Annotated in this window: 15 protein-coding genes and 1 pseudogene; 6 read left to right on the forward strand and 10 right to left on the reverse strand. The window is 71.9% G+C overall.

Going from position 1 to position 17381, the window contains the following annotated elements:
• Window positions 1-329: 329 nt before the first annotated feature.
• Window positions 330-851 (forward strand): universal stress protein, encoded by a 522-nt coding sequence (locus OG520_RS26135; protein ID WP_189547056.1) that lies wholly within the window; start codon window positions 330-332, stop codon window positions 849-851.
• Window positions 852-1192: 341 nt separating this feature from the next.
• Here OG520_RS26135 and glmS read toward each other — a convergent pair whose 3' ends face one another.
• The 3 genes from glmS to OG520_RS26150 all read right to left on the reverse strand — a co-directional run bounded on the left by glmS (window position 1193) and on the right by OG520_RS26150 (window position 4365).
• A complete protein-coding gene (gene glmS / locus OG520_RS26140; protein WP_406014811.1) occupies window positions 1193-3022 on the reverse strand; it encodes a glutamine--fructose-6-phosphate transaminase (isomerizing) in 1830 nt (609 codons plus the stop codon).
• Between the two features lie 43 nt (window positions 3023-3065).
• Window positions 3066-3341, reverse strand: coding sequence for a hypothetical protein (locus OG520_RS26145; RefSeq protein WP_072489218.1), 276 nt, complete (start codon window positions 3339-3341; stop codon window positions 3066-3068).
• Between the two features lie 133 nt (window positions 3342-3474).
• Window positions 3475-4365 (reverse strand): DUF4429 domain-containing protein, encoded by an 891-nt coding sequence (locus OG520_RS26150; RefSeq protein WP_406014812.1) that lies wholly within the window; start codon window positions 4363-4365, stop codon window positions 3475-3477.
• A gap of 135 nt (window positions 4366-4500) precedes the next feature.
• Between OG520_RS26150 and OG520_RS26155 the strand changes: the two genes are divergently transcribed.
• Window positions 4501-6129, forward strand: coding sequence for a beta-N-acetylhexosaminidase (locus OG520_RS26155; RefSeq protein ID WP_406014813.1), 1629 nt, complete (start codon window positions 4501-4503; stop codon window positions 6127-6129).
• Window positions 6130-6194: 65 nt separating this feature from the next.
• Here OG520_RS26155 and OG520_RS26160 read toward each other — a convergent pair.
• From OG520_RS26160 to OG520_RS26170, 3 genes and pseudogenes are all read right to left on the reverse strand, one after another.
• Window positions 6195-6749 (reverse strand): annotated as a pseudogene (locus tag OG520_RS26160) (siderophore-interacting protein); the annotation flags it as partial.
• A gap of 52 nt (window positions 6750-6801) precedes the next feature.
• Window positions 6802-7443, reverse strand: a complete 642-nt coding sequence (locus tag OG520_RS26165; protein WP_406014814.1) for a GNAT family N-acetyltransferase — start codon at window positions 7441-7443, stop codon at window positions 6802-6804.
• A 73-nt stretch (window positions 7444-7516) separates the two neighbouring features.
• On the reverse strand, window positions 7517-7972 hold the full coding sequence (locus OG520_RS26170; RefSeq protein ID WP_406014815.1) for a MarR family winged helix-turn-helix transcriptional regulator: 456 nt from the start codon (window positions 7970-7972) through the stop codon (window positions 7517-7519).
• Window positions 7973-8131: 159 nt separating this feature from the next.
• On the opposite strand from OG520_RS26170, the gene OG520_RS26175 reads away from it, so the two are divergent.
• Both OG520_RS26175 and OG520_RS26180 read left to right on the forward strand, forming a co-directional pair.
• Window positions 8132-9574, forward strand: coding sequence for an MFS transporter (locus tag OG520_RS26175; protein WP_406014816.1), 1443 nt, complete (start codon window positions 8132-8134; stop codon window positions 9572-9574).
• Between the two features lie 158 nt (window positions 9575-9732).
• The gene (locus OG520_RS26180; RefSeq protein WP_406014817.1) at window positions 9733-10503 is read left to right on the forward strand and encodes a hypothetical protein; all 771 of its coding nucleotides are present in this window, start codon (window positions 9733-9735) and stop codon (window positions 10501-10503) included.
• 248 nt (window positions 10504-10751) lie between these two features.
• On the opposite strand, the gene OG520_RS26185 is transcribed toward OG520_RS26180, so the two are convergent.
• Window positions 10752-11588, reverse strand: coding sequence for an EamA family transporter (locus OG520_RS26185; RefSeq protein WP_399329555.1), 837 nt, complete (start codon window positions 11586-11588; stop codon window positions 10752-10754).
• 117 nt (window positions 11589-11705) lie between these two features.
• Here OG520_RS26185 and OG520_RS26190 point away from each other — a divergent pair, with 117 nt between their 5' ends.
• Window positions 11706-12290: a helix-turn-helix domain-containing protein gene (locus OG520_RS26190; protein WP_399329554.1), complete on the forward strand. Its 585-nt coding sequence runs from the start codon at window positions 11706-11708 to the stop codon at window positions 12288-12290.
• 257 nt (window positions 12291-12547) lie between these two features.
• On the forward strand, window positions 12548-13099 hold the full coding sequence (locus OG520_RS26195) for a GNAT family N-acetyltransferase (protein ID WP_399329553.1): 552 nt from the start codon (window positions 12548-12550) through the stop codon (window positions 13097-13099).
• 42 nt (window positions 13100-13141) lie between these two features.
• Here OG520_RS26195 and OG520_RS26200 read toward each other — a convergent pair whose 3' ends face one another.
• The 3 genes from OG520_RS26200 to OG520_RS26210 are packed head-to-tail and all read right to left on the reverse strand — an operon-like array spanning window position 13142 to window position 17378.
• Window positions 13142-14308 carry an acyl-CoA dehydrogenase family protein gene (locus tag OG520_RS26200; protein WP_399329552.1) on the reverse strand — a complete coding sequence of 389 codons (1167 nt, stop codon included), beginning with the start codon at window positions 14306-14308 and terminating at the stop codon, window positions 13142-13144.
• A gap of 29 nt (window positions 14309-14337) precedes the next feature.
• Complete coding sequence (locus tag OG520_RS26205; protein ID WP_406014818.1) at window positions 14338-15279, reverse strand: hydroxymethylglutaryl-CoA lyase; 942 nt, start codon at window positions 15277-15279, stop codon at window positions 14338-14340.
• Complete coding sequence (locus OG520_RS26210; RefSeq protein WP_406014819.1) at window positions 15276-17378, reverse strand: acetyl-CoA carboxylase biotin carboxylase subunit; 2103 nt, start codon at window positions 17376-17378, stop codon at window positions 15276-15278. The genes OG520_RS26205 and OG520_RS26210 overlap by 4 nt, the downstream gene beginning before the upstream one ends.
• Between the last annotated feature and the right edge of the window lie 3 nt (window positions 17379-17381).

Raw genomic sequence — 17381 nt, forward strand, 5'->3', positions numbered from 1 at the left:
GTGATCCGTTCCGGGGTCGCCCCGGGGGCGCGGGGGCCGCGCTCGGGTCCGGGGGATGACGGATCCGGATCCGTCCGGTCACCGAGGGCAGCCGTCCCGGCCCGGCGGCGTCGGTGTACAGCACAAGCGGCATTGCCATACGGGTCCGCCTCGGGCATGCTCCGTGAAACGTCGCGCGCGCTTTGCGCGGGTCTGGGCAGTGGAGGAGTGGCGCCGTACCCTTGGGGGTAAGGGGTTGGGAAGATGATTCCCGGACACCGCAACACCGCCCGCTGACCCACCTTCCCCAAGTCGCTCTCCTCACGAGGACTCTCTTCGCCGAGACACCGATGGCCGGTCACGAAATCCCCGAACCCGCCGACCGCAAGCAGGTAGCCGACCCCATGTCGGACCCGCAGACGGTCGAAGAAACACGTCACTCCTGCGATCCCGCGTTCCGCCATGGGGTCGTCGTCGGCTTCGACGGCTCGACCTCCAGTGAACGCGCCCTCGCCTATGCCATCGGGATGGCCCGAAGATCAGGCTCCGGCCTGATCATCGTCCATGTCGCCAACCGGCTGCCGACCACGGTCTGGGCAGGTTGCGAGCCGCCCGTCTTCGTGGACGTGCCCGATCACCGCACCGAGGTGCTCGGTCTGGAGCTCGCCTGCGCGGACTACCTCTCCGAGGTTCCCTGGGTCCTCGTCGAGCGGGGCGGGGACATCTGCCACGAGCTGGAGGAGGTCGGCCGGGAGTACTCGGCCGACGCCATCGTCGTCGGCTCCACGCACGGCATCGTCGGCCGCATCTTCGGCTCGGTGGCGGGACGCCTCGCGCGGCGTGCGCAGCGCCCGGTCGTCGTCATCCCCTGAGAGCCCGTCGGGTGACCTCTTTCGTCACTCCTGTGATCCGTCGATCGGTCCCTCGTTCGACATGGCGTCAACTCGTCTGCGTAAACCGGCAATTCATGTCGGGCGGAGGTGGATGGCGCGCTCGCGGAGCGGCCTGCCGCGGACAACGGCGTTCCCGCGGGAAGCGCCCGGCACCTCCACCCCCGGTCATCTCGCCCCGGGAGTCGCCCCGTTGGCGTTCGGTATCGGTCACCCCGGCGCCGTGGAGGCTGGCGCAGGAACGGCCCCGTACCCGCGCTCGCGGTGGGTACGGGGCCGTTCCTGCGCGCCGGGCGCGCGCGTGAGCTGTTGTGTGCGCGGGCCTATTCGACGGTGACGGACTTCGCCAGGTTGCGCGGCTTGTCGATGTCACGGCCCATGGCCAGCGCCGTGTGGTACGCGAAGAGCTGGAGCGGGATGCCCATCAGGATCGGGTCCAGCTCGTTCTCGTTCTTCGGCACGACGATGGTGTGGTCGGCCTTCTCCTGCACCTGGTGGGCGACGGCGAGGATGCGGCCGCTGCGGGCCTTGATCTCCTCCATCGCGGCGCGGTTCTTCTCCAGCAGGTCGTCGTCCGGCACGATCGCCACCGTCGGCATCGCGGGCTCGATCAGCGCCAGCGGCCCGTGCTTCAGCTCGGAGGCCGGGTACGCCTCGGCGTGGATGTACGAGACCTCCTTGAGCTTCAGCGAGGCCTCGCGGGCGACGGGGTAGCCGCGCACCCGGCCGATGAACATCATCGACTTGGCGTCCGCGTACTCGGCCGCCATCTTCTTGATCTCGTCCTCGTTCGCCAGGATCTCGCTGATCTGGGCGGGCAGCCTGCGCAGCCCCTCGATGATCCGCTTGCCGTCGGCGACCGACAGGTCCCGGATCCGGCCCAGGTGCAGTGCGAGCAGCGCGAACGCGACGACCGTGTTGGTGAAGCACTTGGTGGAGACGACGCACACCTCGGGACCGGCGTGGACGTACGTACCGCCGTCCGCCTCCCGGGCGATTGCCGAACCCACCACGTTGACGACACCGAGCACCCGGGCGCCCTTGCGCTTGAGCTCCTGGACGGCGGCCAGCACGTCGTACGTCTCGCCCGACTGGGAGACCGCGACGTACAGCGTGTCCGGGTCGACGACCGGGTTGCGGTAGCGGAACTCGGAGGCGGGCTCGGCGTCCGCGGGGATGCGGGCCAGCTCCTCGATCAGCTGGGCGCCGATCTGGCCCGCGTGGTACGAGGTGCCGCAGCCGAGGATCTTGATCCGGCGGACCCCGCGCGCCTCCCGGGCGTCCAGGTTGAGGCCGCCCAGGTGCACGGTGGCGAAGCGGTCGTCGATCCGGCCGCGCAGCACCCGGTCGACGGCGTCGGCCTGCTCGGAGATCTCCTTGTGCATGTACGTGTCGTGGCCGCCCATGTCGTACGACTCGGCCTCCCACTCCACGGTGGTCGGCGTGGCCGTCGTGGACGAGCCCTCCGTGGTGTACGTACGGAAGTCGTCGGCCTTGAGGGTGGCCATCTCGCCGTCGTCCAGGGTGACGACCTGGCGGGTGTGGGCGACCAGCGCGGCGACGTCCGAGGCGACGAACATCTCCTTCTCGCCGATGCCGAGCACGACCGGGGAGCCGTTGCGGGCGACCACGATGCGGTCGTTGAAGTCGGCGTGCATGACGGCGATGCCGTACGTGCCCTCGACCGAGCGCAGCGCCTCGCGGACCTTCTCCTCCAGGGTGTCCGCCTGGGCGCGGGCGATCAGGTGGACCAGCACCTCGGTGTCGGTCTCGGAGAGGAAGGCGACGCCGTCGGCGACGAGCTTCGCACGGAGCTCGGAGGCGTTGTCGATGATGCCGTTGTGGACGACGGCGACCTTGTTCTCGGCGTCCAGGTGCGGGTGCGCGTTCTCGTCGCTCGGGGCGCCGTGGGTGGCCCAGCGGGTGTGGGCGATACCGGTGGTGCCGGTGAAGCGCTTGGGAACGCGGGCCTCCAGCTCGCGGACCCGGCCCTTCGCCTTGACCATCCGCAGGGCGGCGGGCTTGCCGGCCGACGCCTTGCCGGTGATCACGATGCCCGCGGAGTCGTAACCCCGGTACTCCAGCCGCTGCAGCCCTTCCAGCAGCAGCGGAGCCACATCACGCTTCCCGATATATCCGACGATTCCGCACATAAAGTCTCTGCCCCTCCATCGACGTACCTGTGGTGCCCGTTGTTCAGCCGTAGACGATGCGGCGCAGCTGGCGGAGCGAGAGCTCCGGCGGTGCGACCGCGCGGTGCGGCAGCTCGGCCGCGATCCGCTCGAAGATCTCCGCGTTGACCAGGCCGCCGGACTGCAGTTCGCGGTGGCGGCGGCGGACGAAGTCGTCGGTCGTCTCGTCGAAGTACGCCAGCACGTCGAGGATCACCCGGGCGGCTTCACCGCGCTGGAGCGCGGTGCTGCGCACCAGGTGGTCGATGAGGTCGTCATGCGACGGGCGGCGTTCGAGCACTCGTTGATATTGCGATGAGTGGGGCGCTTACGCAACAATTCTGCCCGATATCGGGCAGGGTCGGGTGTGATTGCGCTCTCGCACGGGCCCGGGACGGCGTTCCGGGCCCGTGCTCGCGACAGCTCCGGGCTGCCTACAGGCGCTTGAGGACGGCCTGTTTGGCGGCGCTGAACTCGTCGTCGGTGAGCACCCCGGACCGGTGCAGCTCACCGAGCTCGCGCAGCCGGCGCAGCAGTACGTCGTGATCGTCGCCGGACGAGGCGGCCGGGGCGGGTGCGGCGGGTGCGGCCGGGGCCGTGATCTCCGCGGGGGCGGGTCCCGCGCCCGCGGGCAGCCGTACCAGGACCGCCGCCGCGACCAGGGCCGCCGTGTACTCCTTCTTGGACAGCCCCCACAGATCCAGCGAGTACGGGTCGTCCTCGGCCGCCGGGGCCGGCGCCGGGCCCTCGCGCCGCACGAAGCGCAGATGCCCGTTCTCCAGACCGATGGCGGGCACCCAGTGCACGCCGGTCACCTCCGAGACCGGGAACGCGACCGGGCCGCCCGAGGTCTTGACCTCGTTGGCCTTCCAGTTCCAGGTGAGGCGGACGGTCTCCCCGTCGAACGAGGCCGTGCCGTCCCCGCCGCCACCGGCGACCGGCACCGCGGGCCCCGGCAGCAGGAAGCCGTCCACCGCGCCGGTGGGCACCTGCTCGACCAGCAGGGCGCTGCGCACCTCGTCGACGAAGTACTCCGCCAGCCCGCTCCGGTCCTTCTCCACGGTCAGTTGGTAGGGGTCGGCGGCGTCCCTGAGCCTGCCGTCGGCCGCGCGCAGCACCGGGCACGCGCCGTCGCGCAGCCGCAGTCGCAGCCGGCCGCCCTTGCGGTCCGGTTCGAAGGAGATGCCCGCCAACGCCCGCAGCGGGACGACGCATTCGCCCAGCTCCTGCCGGAGCGGATGAATGCCCTTGCCCCGGCCCGGCACGATCCGCACCGTTTCGCCGTCGAAGGTCCACGTCCCGTCGCGCTGGGTTATTTCCGTCATGCGGCGGATTCTCTCAGCCGTGCAACGGGGAAGTGGTCTACACCTTGACCATACGTGAGGTGCACGATACGCATGGTGATGGTTCGGTTGCTCAGGAGATCCACAGGTGTGAACCCGTCGAAAGGGACCCGGCTTGTGAGACTGCACAGGACACAGCGCACCGCCCTTCCCCGCCTTCTCGGCTCGCTGCTGCTCGTCACGGCGGCCGGGATCTCCACTGTCGGCGCGACAACGGAAAGACCGGTGGCGAACAACGGTCCGGCCGCCGCCTCGCCCCGTCCGCTCGGCCAGATCGTGCCCGCCCCCGCCGAGGCGAAGCCCGGCGGCTCCCCGTACACCATCACGGCGGACACCAGGATCCGCGTCGACGGCTCCGGCGAGGCCCGACGGGTCGGCGACTACCTGGCGGGTGTGCTGCGCCCGTCCACCGGATACTCGCTGCCGGTCACCGGCGACGCCGGCAACGGCATCCGGCTGCGTCTCGACTCCCACAACGGCGCACTGGGCGCCGAGGGCTACAGCCTGAAGTCGAGCCGCGGCTCCGTCACCATCACCGCACGCGGCCCCGCGGGACTCTTCCACGGCGTCCAGACGCTCCGCCAACTGCTCCCGGCCGCCGTGGAGAAGAAGAGCCCCCAGAAGGGCCCGTGGACGGTCGCGGGCGGCACGGTCACGGACGCGCCGCGCTACGCGTACCGCAGCGCGATGCTCGATGTCTCCCGGCACTTCTTCTCCGTCGCCGAGGTCAAGCGCTACATCGACCAGCTCGCCCTCTACAAGATGAACAAGCTCCATCTGCATCTCTCCGACGACCAGGGCTGGCGGATCGCCATCGACTCCTGGCCGCGGCTCGCCACGTACGGCGGGCAGACGGAGGTCGGCGGCGGCCCCGGCGGCCACTACACGAAGAGCGACTACAAGGAGATCGTCCGGTACGCCTCCTCCCGCTATCTGGAGGTCGTGCCGGAGATCGACCTGCCCGGCCACACCAACGCGGCACTCGCCTCGTACGCGGAGCTGAACTGCAACGGGGTCGCGCCGCCGCTGTACACCGGCACCAGTGTCGGCTTCAGCTCGCTCTGCGTCCCGAAGGCCGTCACGTACGACTTCGTGGACGACGTGGTGCGTGAGCTCGCCGCGCTCACGCCCGGCAAGTACCTCCACATCGGCGGCGACGAGGCGCACTCCACCAGCCACGAGGACTATGTGGCGTTCATGGACAAGGCGCAGGCCGTCGTCGGCAAGTACGGAAAGACCGTGGTGGGCTGGCACCAGCTGACCGGGGGCACGCCGGTGAAGGGCACGGTCGCCCAGTACTGGGGTTACGACCGGACGGGCGCGGCCGAGCGCAAGCAGGTCGCGGACGCCGCCGTGAACGGCACGAAGCTGGTGCTGTCCCCGGCCGACCGCAGCTACCTCGACATGAAGTACGACAAGGACACCGAGCTGGGCCTGGCCTGGGCTGGCTACGTCTCCGTCCAGCGCTCGTACGACTGGAACCCGGCGACCTACCTGGCCGGCGCACCGGAGGGCTCGGTCCTCGGGGTCGAGGCGCCGCTCTGGTCGGAGACCCTGACCGACAGCGACGAGATCGAGCAGATGGCGTTCCCCCGGCTGCCCGGGGTCGCGGAGCTCGGCTGGTCGCCCGCGGCCACGCACGACTGGGACGCGTACAAGGTGCGGCTGGGAGCGCAGGGGCCGAGGCTCTCGGCGCTCGGCGTCGACTACTACCGGGCGCCGCAGGTCCCCTGGGCCGCCGAGTGAGGCGACCGGGACCGTCCGGCGACCAGGTACCTTCCCGGTCGCCGGACGGTCCCGGTGCCCGCGCTCTACTCGTCCCCGGCCGCCGCCTCGCGCAGCTGCTCCTCGCTCATCCCGCGGCGCCAGTACCCGACGAACGTCACGCGTCCGCGGTCGAACCCGCGCTCACGCACCAGGTGCCGGCGCACCGCCCGGACCTGCGAGGACTCGCCCGCGATCCAGACGTACGGCGTCCCCCCGGGCAGTTCGGCCGCCTCGACGGCAGCGGTGGCCGGGGGTGCGCCCTCGTCCCGTACGAGCCAGGTGATCCTGGCCCTGGCGGCGGTGTTGAGGGCCTGGCGGTCCCGGGTGTGCTGAACCTCCAGCCAGACCCGGGCCTTCATGCCTGCGGGCAGCCACTCCAGGGCGGCGGCCGCGGCGGGCAGCGCGGTCTCGTCGGCCCAGATCAGCACCCAGTCGGTGTCCTCGGGAGGGCGGAAGCGGACGGCCGTGTTGTCCTCGACGGCCGGGCCCAGCGCCGTGAGCCGGTCGCCGGGGGAGGCGTCCGCGGCCCAGCGGCAGGCGGGGCCGCCGTCCCCGTGCAGCGCGAAGTCGATGTCGATCTCGGTCGCCCCGGGTCGTCGAGCAGCCGCAGCTTCTCCGACTCGTCGTGGACGAAGGTGTGCACGAGCAGTGTCATGCCCCGAACTCCTCCCGGCAGCCGTCGAGTCCCTCGACGGTGACCTCGATGCTCCGGCACTCCTCCCAGCGTGCCCGGTCCATCCGCAGCCGTTGCAGGGTGACGGGCGCTCCCCGCACGGCGGCGACCGTGAGGCCGTCCGGCAGATAGCCGAGCCGGTGCGAGACGCCCAGCGAACGCGGGTTGTCGGTCATCGCGGCCGACACCGCGGTCCGGGCCCCGAGGCCGGCGAAGGCGAGATGCAGGGCGGCGGCCCGCATCTCGGTGCCGATGCCCCGGCCCTGGTGGGCGAGGCCCAGCCACGACCCGGTGCTGACCTGGCCGGTCACGGCGAAGTCCTTCGCCATCAGGTCCTGCCGCCCGACCACCTTGCCCTCGCACAGCACGGCGAGGCTCAACGCCCAGTCCCGTACCGACCAGTTGGCGACGGTGGACAGCACGTGCTGGAACACCACCTTGCCGCGCTCCTCGGGCGGTACGGCGGTCCAGGGGACCGTGAACGGCATCTCGTCCGGCGCGTGCACCCCGTCGGCGGCGACCGAGGCGAGCTCGTCCAGCAACTCCAGGTCGGGGAGGCGTAGTTCCAGGCGGGGCGTGCGGAGGCGGAGCCCGTACAGGGGCCAGTGCTGCGGCTTCATGGACGGACTCTGCCGGGCGGGGCGGCGCCCTGTCGAACGGATTCCATCGGATTCCCGGGCGGCCCGCGAACGGTCAGGGGCGCGGCCAGGGGCGGCCGCCCAGGCGCTCGATGTCGGTGTTGAAGCGCCTCAGGTAGGCGGCGAAGCCGGAGATGTCCTCGTCCGACCAGTTGGCCATGACCCGCTCCAGGGAGCTGACGAGGCCCTCGCGTTCCGCGTCGAGCATGCGGGCGCCCTCGGCGGTGATCCGGAACTTGCGGGCCATGCCGCCCTCGGGGTCCGGGATGCGTTCCACGAGTCCGGCGCGCATGGCCGCCGCGGTCTGCCGGTTGAGGGTGGAGGCGTCGAGTCCGAAGGCGTCGCTGAGCTCGCCGATCGACATCGGCCCCTGAATGCGGACGCGGCTGAGCAGGATGTAGGCGCTGTGGTCCATCAGGCCGTCCTTGCGCCGCCCGCCCTTGTTCTGCAGGAGGCCGTGGCGGCTGAGGAGCATCTGCTCGTACTCGACCTCGTGGGTGGGCCTGGTCATGCGCCTGCCGCCTCCTGCTGTCGTCCGGGCGTCCCGGCGTGTTTCCGAATGTCGGCTTCCATTCTCCCATAGGCCCATGCAGCGTACATATAACGTGCTCGATGCATGAAGTGTGTACGATGCATAGTCTTCTTCCGACACACACCCGAGGAGTCCCGGATGGGTGCCCCCCAGCCATCAACCCGCCCCGGCGGCGTCGTCGCCACGCTGGCCATCGCCGGTGTCACGGCGGCGATCATGCAGACCCTGGTCACCCCGCTCATCGCGGAGCTGCCGCAGATCCTGAGCACCACCCCCTCGAACGCGGCATGGGTGATCACCGTCACCCTGTTGGTGTCCGCCGTCTGCGTGCCCGTCTCCGGACGTCTGGGCGACATGGTCGGCAAGCGCCGGATGCTCCTCGTGTGCTCCGTGCCGCTGATCGTCGGCTCGGTGGTGTGCGCGCTCTCCTCGTCCGTCGTCCCCATGATCGTCGGCCGCGGTCTGCAGGGCATGGGCATGGGCGTGCTGCCGCTCGGTATAGCCCTGCTGCGTGACGTGGTCCCGGCGGAGAAGCTCAGCTCCTCCATCGCGCTGGTCAGCGCCTCCATGGGCATCGGCGGCGCGCTCGGCCTGCCGATCGCCGCGGCCGTCGCCCAGTACACGGACTGGCGGGTGCTGTTCTGGGGTTCGGCCGGCCTGGCCACCGTGGTCGCGGTGCTGATCTGGTTCCTGATCCCCGACGTGCCGGCCGGGGCCAAGGGGCAGCGGTTCGACGTGCTCGGTGCGCTCGGTCTCGGGGCGGGCCTGGTCTGCCTGCTGCTCGCCGTCTCCAAGGGGGCCGACTGGGGCTGGGACTCGGCGACCACGCTCGGCCTGTTCGCCGCCGCCGTCGTGGTGCTGCTCGCCTGGGGTGCGTGGGAGCTGCGTACCCGGGACCCGTTGGTCGACCTGCGCACCACCGCGCGTCCCCGGGTGCTGATGACCAACCTCGCCTCCGTCTTCGTCGGCTTCGGCATGTACGCCAGCATGCTGATCTCGCCGCAGCTCCTGCAGTTCCCCTCCGCCACCGGCTACGGCCTGGGCCAGTCGATGCTCGCGGCGGGCCTGTGGCTGGCGCCCGGCGGCATCATGATGATGATCGTCTCCCCGCTCGGCGGAAAGCTCATCGACGCCCGGGGCCCGAAGTTCACCCTGGTCTGCGGCATTCTGGTCATCGCGGTCGGCTACGGCCTGGCGCTGGTGCTCATGGGCTCCGCGTGGGGCCTGATGGTGGTCGGCATGGTGACCAGCAGCGGTGTCGGCCTGGCGTACGGGGCGATGCCCGCACTGATCATGGGCTCGGTCCCGCTGTCCGAGACCGCTGCCGCCAACGGCTTCAACACGCTCATGCGCTCCCTCGGCACGTCGATCGGCGCCGCGGTGATCGGCGTGGTCCTCTCTCAGATGACCGTCACCATGGGCGGCCACACCTTCACCTCCGAGAACGGCTTCCGTACCGGACTCCTGGTCGGCTGCGGTGTCGCCCTGGTCGCGGCGGTGATCGCCGCCGTCATCCCGGCGGCGCGCCGCGTCGAGGCCGGCGCCGACGCCGCGCCCGAACAGGCCACGGTCAAGGCCTGACCTACGGTTCGCGGTTCGCGATCGGCGTGACGTCGCCCGGTATCCGTACCTGTGCAGCGCAGGCGGAACACGGACCGGGCGGCGGTATCGCCGCCCCTCCCGGTAAGGTGACGATCTTCGGACGGCGTCAGCCTCCGGAGCCCCGAAGGCGAACGTCCATGACACACCCTGTCCCGCGCTCCGCCCGCCGTCGCCTCGACGCCGCACTGGACGGCCTCGCGATCACCTTCCGCGGAATGACCGCCCACCCCGACGAGAACAACTGCGAGTGCCACTGGGGCAGTGCCGAGGAGCTCGCCCGACTCAAGGTCCCGGACGTCGAGTTGGACCACGATCTCCTGCGACGCACCTGGCAGGCTCCCGACTGGAGCGACCACCCGTCGGTGCTGCGCCGGATACTCCCTCAGTTCGCCCGGTCCCTGGTCGCGGGCCGCGCCGATCCCTTCTGCGGCCCGGAGGAGATCGGCCGCTCGTTCGACCGCGGCCACTGGCAGCAGTGGCCCGACGAACAGGCCGCTGCGGTACGGGAGTTCCTCCACGCCTGGTGGTCCCACACACTCACCGACCCGGCCCCCGCCGTCCCGGCCCATGACCTCCTCGCCCTGAACACCAAGGCGTCCGGCACGCTCCGCCCGTGGCTCGCCCACTGGGAGACGCAGACCGGCACCCCGGCCACCCGGCACCTCGCCGAGGCCGCCGCCCACTGGGAGTACGACCTCCTCGGTGACGAACTCCCCTGGGCCGCCTGGGACGACGAGGACGACGAGGGCGAGAGGCGCGCCGAACTGACGGCCTGGCTGCTGCACCACGCCCGCCCCCGCCTCATCGCCCACGGCGCCCCCGACGAACTGCTCCACCGCATACGCCTGCTCGGCCTCACCGGCCCAGCCCGCTGGGAGGACCCGCACTGGCCCGACTACCGCCACTGACGCACCGGCCCCGCCCAGGAGGACTCCGACGACGATCTGGGGCTGTGCCGGGCCGAGGCGGTGCACCGCGGTCTGTTCGGCGTGCGGGGCGAGCAGGCCCTGCAACTCCCCGGCCGCGGCGGTGAGGAGACGGCCGTCGCGGGCGGCGTGGAGGGTTTCGAGGACGAAGGCGACGTGCGTGGAGCGGCAGGCGGTGTGCCGTGCCTCGATCCGGGGGTCGGTCTCGTCGGCGGGCGCCGGGATCCCGCTCAGGTCAGGGCGAGGAGGCCGACGGCGACGGCGGCGGTGCCCAGGCCGACGAGCTGGCCGCGGTGGATGCGTTCGGCGAGCACGCCGCGGGCGAGCAGGACCGTGCCCGCCGGGTAGAGGGCGGTGACCACGGCGACGACGGTGAGGTCCCCGCTGCGGGCGGCGAGCAGGAACAGCAGGTTCGCCATGGAGTCCAGCATGCCCGCGGCCGCCGACATCGCGTACGCGGGCCGCTCGGAGCCCAGCTTGCGGTGCATCAGCCCCGCCGCGACCAGGGTGACGGCCGAGGAGACCGCCCGGCCCACGATCAGCGGGGCCACACCGCTGTCGGACGGCGCCTGGTGCAGAAAGACCAGCTGGAGGGCGATGGCGGCGCCCGCGCCCAGGGCCAGCAGCAGGGCGGTACGGGAGGGGCGCACCGTCCCGGCGCCGTGCCCGGCGCTGACCAGCACCACCGCCGCCAGCGCGAGCGGCAGACCCACCAGGCCGGCGGCGCCCAGGTGCTCGCCCTGCGTCAGCCCCACCCCGACCGGCAGCGCGGCGGACACCAGCGCGGTCACCGGTGACAGCACGTTCATCGGGCCGATCGCCAGGGTCCGGTAGAGCATGGCGAACGCGGCGGCCGAGGCGACCCCCGACGCGGCACCCCAGCCGAGGGCACCGGCACTGAACGAGGCGCCGAGGAACGGCCACAGCAGCAGCTCGACCGCGAGACTGGCCGGGGCGGCGATCATCACGGTCCGCAGCACGTGTGCCCTGCGGGCACCGAGACCGCCGAGGAAGTCGGCGCACCCGTAGGCGAGTGAGCTGCACAGAGCCAGCAGCAGAGCGAGCACGGCACATCCCTTACTATTCAGTGGAACGACCGCACCGTACAACGGACCGACCGTGTCGTGTCAACCAAACGACCGCGTGGTGCATTGAAGTGGTCCACTTGCAAGGATGGTGATCAGGTGGCCGAGACAGCCGCAGCTCTGCGGACGGTCGCGCGCAATGTCCGGGCGGCCCGCACCCGCGCGGGCCTGTCCCTGGAGGAACTCGGTCGGCGCGCCCAGGTCAGCAAGGGTGCTCTGGTGGGGCTGGAGAAGGCCCAGGGCAACCCCAACCTGGCCACGCTGGTCCGGCTGGCCGACACCCTCGGCATCTCGGTGTCCGCCCTGATGCAGGGGTCGCCCGAAGGCCGCGTCCGGGTCGTTGCCGCCGACGCCGTGCCGCCACTGTGGACCGGAGCGCGGGGCAGCGAGGCCCGGCTCGTACTGACGACCTCGGGCCCGGCCCCCGTCGAGCTCTGGCGCTGGCGGCTGCAACCGGACGAGGAGTACCCCAGCCATCCCCACCAGGCCGGAGTCGTGGAGACCGTCAGCGTCACCTCCGGCCGGATGACCCTGGTCGTCGACGGCACCGAGCACGCCCTCGAAGCCGGACAGACCGCCACGTTCGACGGTGACACCTCACACGCCTACCGCGGCGCGGGCACCGAACCCTGCGACCTGATCATGACGGTCCACCTGCCGGCCGGCCCCGCCGCCACGGCCTGAGCCGGCCCGCGCGACGAACGGTGTTCAGCGCGGGACCCGGCGGTCCGTCGGGCCGAACATCACGTTGTGGCGCCCCACCGGGCCTCACCTGGCAGAGCCGTTCGACCTCCGTGCGGCCCGGTACCGCGTACGAGCGTCGGCAGTTGCGGGCGATCGAGGTGCTGCATCGGCTGCGGCACAAGGGCTCGGGTGGGTGACCGGGGCCGGAGGGCATCTCCGCCGACCGGTGGGCGGGGGGCCCGGCATACGATCCGCGCATGATCGAAGGCGAGTTGGTCAGGCTCCGCGCACTGCGGGCGGCGGACGCGGAGCACCATCTCCGGTGGCGCAACGACCCGGAGGTGGTGCACTGGGCCACCGGTGGCGACCCGTGCTTCGGGCCGGTCACGGCGGAGGCCATCGGGCTCGCCTTCGAGACGATGCTGCGGCTGGTCCCGAGGGAGTCGGCCGTCCTCACGGTCGAGGACCTGGCCGACGGCACGGCCATCGGCATGGTGGACTACCGCGATCTGGACCCGTTCGCCGGGCGGGTCACCGTCGGCATCACCATCGGTGAGCGGGACCGCTGGGGCCGCGGCCATGGATCCGACGCGCTGCGCCTGCTGGTGGGGCACCTGTTCGGGGCCTTCGGGCTGCACCGGATCGAGCTCGACACCTGGAGCGGCAACGAGCGGGCCGTCCGCGCCTTCGCCAAGGCGGGCTTCCGCGAGGAGGGCCGGCGCCGGGGTGCCGTGCTGGTGGCGGGCAGGCGGTACGACACCGTGCTGTTCGGGATGGTGCGCGAGGAGTGGCCGGGCGGGACGAGCTGACCGTCTGCCCGTCCGCCCGCCCCCACCCACGCCGTCAGCGCGTCAGGCCGGGAGGCCCAACTCGCGGGCGATCAGCATCCGCTGGACCTCGCTCGTGCCCTCGCCGATCTCCAGGATCTTGGAGTCGCGCCACATCCTGGCGACCGGGTACTCGTTCATGAAGCCGTAGCCGCCGTGGATCTGGGTCGCGTCGCGGGCGTTGTCCACCGCCACCGTCGAGGAGTACAGCTTGGCGATCGCCGCCTCCTTCTTGAACGGCTCGCCCGCCACCATGCGCGAGGCCGCGTCGCGCCAGCCGACCCGGGCCATGTGGGCCCGCGTCTCCATGTCCGCGATCTTGAACTGGATGGCCTGGTTGGCGCCGATCGGCCGGCCGAAGGCGTGGCGCTCCGCGGCGTACTTCACCGACTCGTCGACGCAGCCCTGGGCCAGGCCCGTGGACAGGGCGGAGATGGCGATCCGGCCCTCGTCCAGGATGCGCAGGAACTGGGCGTAGCCGCGGCCCTCCTCGCCCAGCAGGTTCGCCAGCGGGACGCGGACGTCGGAGAAGGACAGCTCGCGGGTGTCCGAGGCGTTCCAGCCGACCTTGGAGTACGGGGCGGCGACCGTGAAGCCGGGGGTGCCGGACGGCACGATGATCGAGGAGATGCGCGGGGCGCCGTTCTCCTTGCGGCCGGTCACCGCCGTCACCGTGACCAGCTCCGTGATGTCCGTACCGGAGTTGGTGATGAAGCACTTGGAGCCGTTGATCACCCACTCGCCGGTGGCCTCGTCGCGCACCGCCGTCGTCCGGGTGCCGCCCGCGTCCGAGCCGCCGTCCGGCTCGGTCAGGCCGAAGGCGCCGAGCGCCTCGCCCGAGCAGAGCCTCGGCAGCCACTGCCGCTTCTGCTCCTCGGTGCCGAAGTGGTAGACCGGCATCGCGCCGAGCGAGACCCCGGCCTCCAGCGTGATCGCCACGGACGAGTCGACCCGGGCCAGCTCCTCCAGGGCGATCCCGAGGGCGAGATAGTCGCCGCCCATGCCGCCGTACTCCTCCGGGAACGGAAGCCCGAACAGGCCCATCCGCCCCATCTCCCGCACGATCTCGTACGGGAACTCGTGCCGTTCGTAGAAGTCGCCGATCTTCGGCGCGACGACGTCGTGCGCGAACTCCTCGACGGTGCGCCGCAGTTCCTCGTGTTCGGCGGTCAGCCGGTGGTCCAGGGGCATGGCAGGGGTCACTCCTTGTGGGACGGTGTCTATCGCACCGAGAGCGCGCGGACGGTACGGGACGGGCTGGGTCGGCCCAGTTGATCGGCGAGCCACACGCTGGTGGCGGTGAGCGCGTCGAGATCGACCCCGGTTTCGACACCGAGGCCCTGGAGCATCCACACGAGGTCCTCGGTGGCGAGATTTCCGGTGGCGCTCTTCGCGTACGGGCAGCCGCCGAGGCCGCCCGCGGAGGCGTCCACGGTGGTCACCCCGTGCTGGAGCGCGGCGAGGGTGTTGGAGAGGGCCTGCCCGTACGTGTCGTGGAAGTGCACGCCGATGGTGTCGGTGGGTACGCCTTCCTCGTTCAGCTCGGCGAGCAGGGTCTGTACATGGCCGGGCGTGGCGACGCCGATGGTGTCGCCGAGGGAGAGCTCGTCGCAGCCGAGGTCCATCAGCGCCTTGGCGACCCGGACGACCTGGTGGACGGGGACGGGCCCCTCCCACGGGTCGCCGAAGCACATCGACAGATAGCCGCGGACATGCACCCGGTCGGCCTTGGCGCGGGCGACGACCGGCTCGAACATGGCGAGCGACTCGTCGACGGTGCGGTTGAGATTGCGGGCGGCGAACGTCTCGGTCGCCGAGCCGAACACGGCGATCCGGCGGGCACCGAGCGCCAGGGCCCGGTCCAGGCCGCGTTCGTTCGGTACGAGGACCGGCAGGGCGACGCCGTCGATGTCGGCCAGGCGGGGGAACAGGTCCTCGGCGTCGGCCAGTTGGGGCACCCACTTGGGGTGCACGAAGCCGGTCGCCTCGACGGTGGTCAGGCCCGAGGCGGCCAGCCGGTGGATGAACTCCGCCTTCACCTCGGTCGGTACGACGGTCTTCTCGTTCTGCAGCCCGTCGCGGGCACCGACCTCGTGGATGCGTACCCGGGCGGGCAGGTCCTGGGCCGGCACGGTCATGGGCAGGGTGCGGGACGTGGTCATGCTTCCTCCCCGGGCGCCTCGACGGGGGCCACCACGGCCAGGATCTGGTCCATCGCGACCGTGGCACCGGCGCTGACGTCCAGCTCGGTCACGGTCCCGGCGTGCGGGGCGGAGATGACGTGTTCCATCTTCATCGCCTCCACCACCAGCAGGCTCTGCCCGGCCACGACCTCGTCCCCGACCGCCACCTTCACCACGGTGACCGTCCCGGGCATGGGCGCGGCGAGCGTGTCCGCCCCGGACCGGCCCGCGCCGGCCAGGGACGCCTCCACCGGGTCGTGATCCTGTACGTGCCAGCTGTCGCCGTCCCGGCCGAGCCATCTGCCGTCCGGGGAGGCGGCATGGGTGAACGCGTGGGTGACACCGGCGAGTTCGAGGGTGAGGCGGTGCCCGGAGACCTCGACCAGCCTGGCCGTCTCCCTGCCGCCGGGCAGCGGGGCCAGCGGGCCGCAGGCCCCCGTCACGGGCTCCGGCGGCTGCGCGCCCTCCCCGACATGGCCGAAGGCCAGCTCCGTACCGGCCAGGCAGGAGCGCAGCGAGACCTGCACCGGGTCGTGGCCGGGCAGCCGGAAGTCGAGCACCGTGCGGGCCGGGGTGCCGCCGAGCCGCCAGCCGCTCGCCGCCGAGAACGGGTCGACCCAGCCGGAGGCGTCGGTGGTGCCGGTCCGGGCCCCGTCCGCACCGGCGGACCGCCGCAGCAGCGCCGCCGCCGCGTACACCTCCTCGGGCACCCCCTCCGGCACCAGCGTGTCCACCTCACGCTCCACCAGGCCCGTGTCCAGATCGCCCGCCACCACCGCCGGGTGGGCGAGCAGCCGGCGCAGGAAACCGGCGTTGGTCGGGACGCCGAGGATCACCGTGTCCGCGAGCGCCGCCCGTAGCCGGCGCAGCGCGGTGGCGCGGTCGGGGCCGTACGCGATGACCTTCGACAGCATCGGGTCGTACAGGCTGCCGACCTCGCCGCCCTCGCCGAGCCCGGAGTCCGTCCGCACCCCGTTGCCCTGCGGCTCGTGCAGCGCGAGGACCGTGCCGCCGGAGGGCAGGAAGCCGCGTGCCGGGTCCTCGGCGCAGATCCGGGCCTCGATGGCATGGCCGGTGAGCGTGATGTCCCGCTGCTCGTACGGGAGTCGCTCGCCCGCCGCGACCCTCAGCTGCCACTCCACCAGGTCCAGGCCGGTGATCAGCTCGGTGACCGGGTGCTCGACCTGGAGGCGGGTGTTCATCTCCATGAAGAAGTACGAGGCGGGGTCGTTGCCCGGGACGATGAACTCCACCGTGCCCGCGCCGACATAGCCGCAGGAGCGGGCCGCCTGGACGGCCGCCTCGCCCATCGCGGCCCGGGTCTCCTCGTCGAGCAGGACCGAGGGCGCCTCCTCGATGATCTTCTGGTGGCGGCGCTGGAGCGAGCACTCGCGCTCGCCGAGGTGGACCACGTTGCCGTGGGCGTCCGCCAGCACCTGGATCTCGATGTGCCGGGGCCGGTCGATCCACCGCTCCACCAGCAACGTTTCGTCGCCGAACGAGGCCCGTGCCTCGCGCCGGGCGGCCGCGATCTCGTCCCCGAGCAGCGCCTCGTCGCGCACCAGCCGCATGCCCTTGCCGCCGCCGCCCGCCGAGGGCTTCAGCAGCACCGGCATCCCGATCTCGCGGGCCGCGTCGACCAGCCGGTCGTCGGTGAGCCCGCTCCCCGAGGAGCCGGGCACCACCGGAACCCCGGCCGCCGCGACCGTCTCCTTGGCCCGGATCTTGTCGCCCATCAGCGTGATGGCGGAGGCGGGCGGTCCGATGAAGGTCAGCCCCGCCTCGGCGCACGCCCGCGCGAAGCCCGCGTTCTCGGCGAGGAACCCGTATCCCGGGTGGACGGCCTGCGCGCCGGCGCGGCGGGCCGCGTCCAGCAGCGCGGGCACACTGAGATAGCTCATGGCGGCGGGGGCGGGCCCGATCCGTACCGCTGTGTCGGCCTCCCGGACGTGCCGGGCATCCGCGTCCGCGTCGCTGAAGACGGCGACCGAGCGGACGCCCAGCTCCCGCAGCGTGCGGATGACACGTACCGCGATCTCGCCGCGGTTGGCGACCAGAACGGTGTCGAACATCGTCATCTG

The sequence above is a fragment of the Streptomyces sp. NBC_00984 genome, assembly GCF_045162475.1.
Lineage (GTDB): Bacteria > Actinomycetota > Actinomycetes > Streptomycetales > Streptomycetaceae > Streptomyces.

Coding starts and splice junctions, on each gene's coding strand:
- OG520_RS26135 (WP_189547056.1), top strand. CDS start 330: ATGGCCGGTCACGAAATCCCCGAACCCGCCGACCGCAAGCAGGTAGCC.
- glmS (WP_406014811.1), bottom strand. CDS start 3,022: ATGTGCGGAATCGTCGGATATATCGGGAAGCGTGATGTGGCTCCGCTG.
- OG520_RS26150 (WP_406014812.1), bottom strand. CDS start 4,365: ATGACGGAAATAACCCAGCGCGACGGGACGTGGACCTTCGACGGCGAA.
- OG520_RS26165 (WP_406014814.1), bottom strand. CDS start 7,443: ATGAAGCCGCAGCACTGGCCCCTGTACGGGCTCCGCCTCCGCACGCCC.
- OG520_RS26170 (WP_406014815.1), bottom strand. CDS start 7,972: ATGACCAGGCCCACCCACGAGGTCGAGTACGAGCAGATGCTCCTCAGC.
- OG520_RS26175 (WP_406014816.1), top strand. CDS start 8,132: ATGGGTGCCCCCCAGCCATCAACCCGCCCCGGCGGCGTCGTCGCCACG.
- OG520_RS26180 (WP_406014817.1), top strand. CDS start 9,733: ATGACACACCCTGTCCCGCGCTCCGCCCGCCGTCGCCTCGACGCCGCA.
- OG520_RS26195 (WP_399329553.1), top strand. CDS start 12,548: ATGATCGAAGGCGAGTTGGTCAGGCTCCGCGCACTGCGGGCGGCGGAC.
- OG520_RS26200 (WP_399329552.1), bottom strand. CDS start 14,308: ATGCCCCTGGACCACCGGCTGACCGCCGAACACGAGGAACTGCGGCGC.
- OG520_RS26205 (WP_406014818.1), bottom strand. CDS start 15,279: ATGACCACGTCCCGCACCCTGCCCATGACCGTGCCGGCCCAGGACCTG.
- OG520_RS26210 (WP_406014819.1), bottom strand. CDS start 17,378: ATGACGATGTTCGACACCGTTCTGGTCGCCAACCGCGGCGAGATCGCG.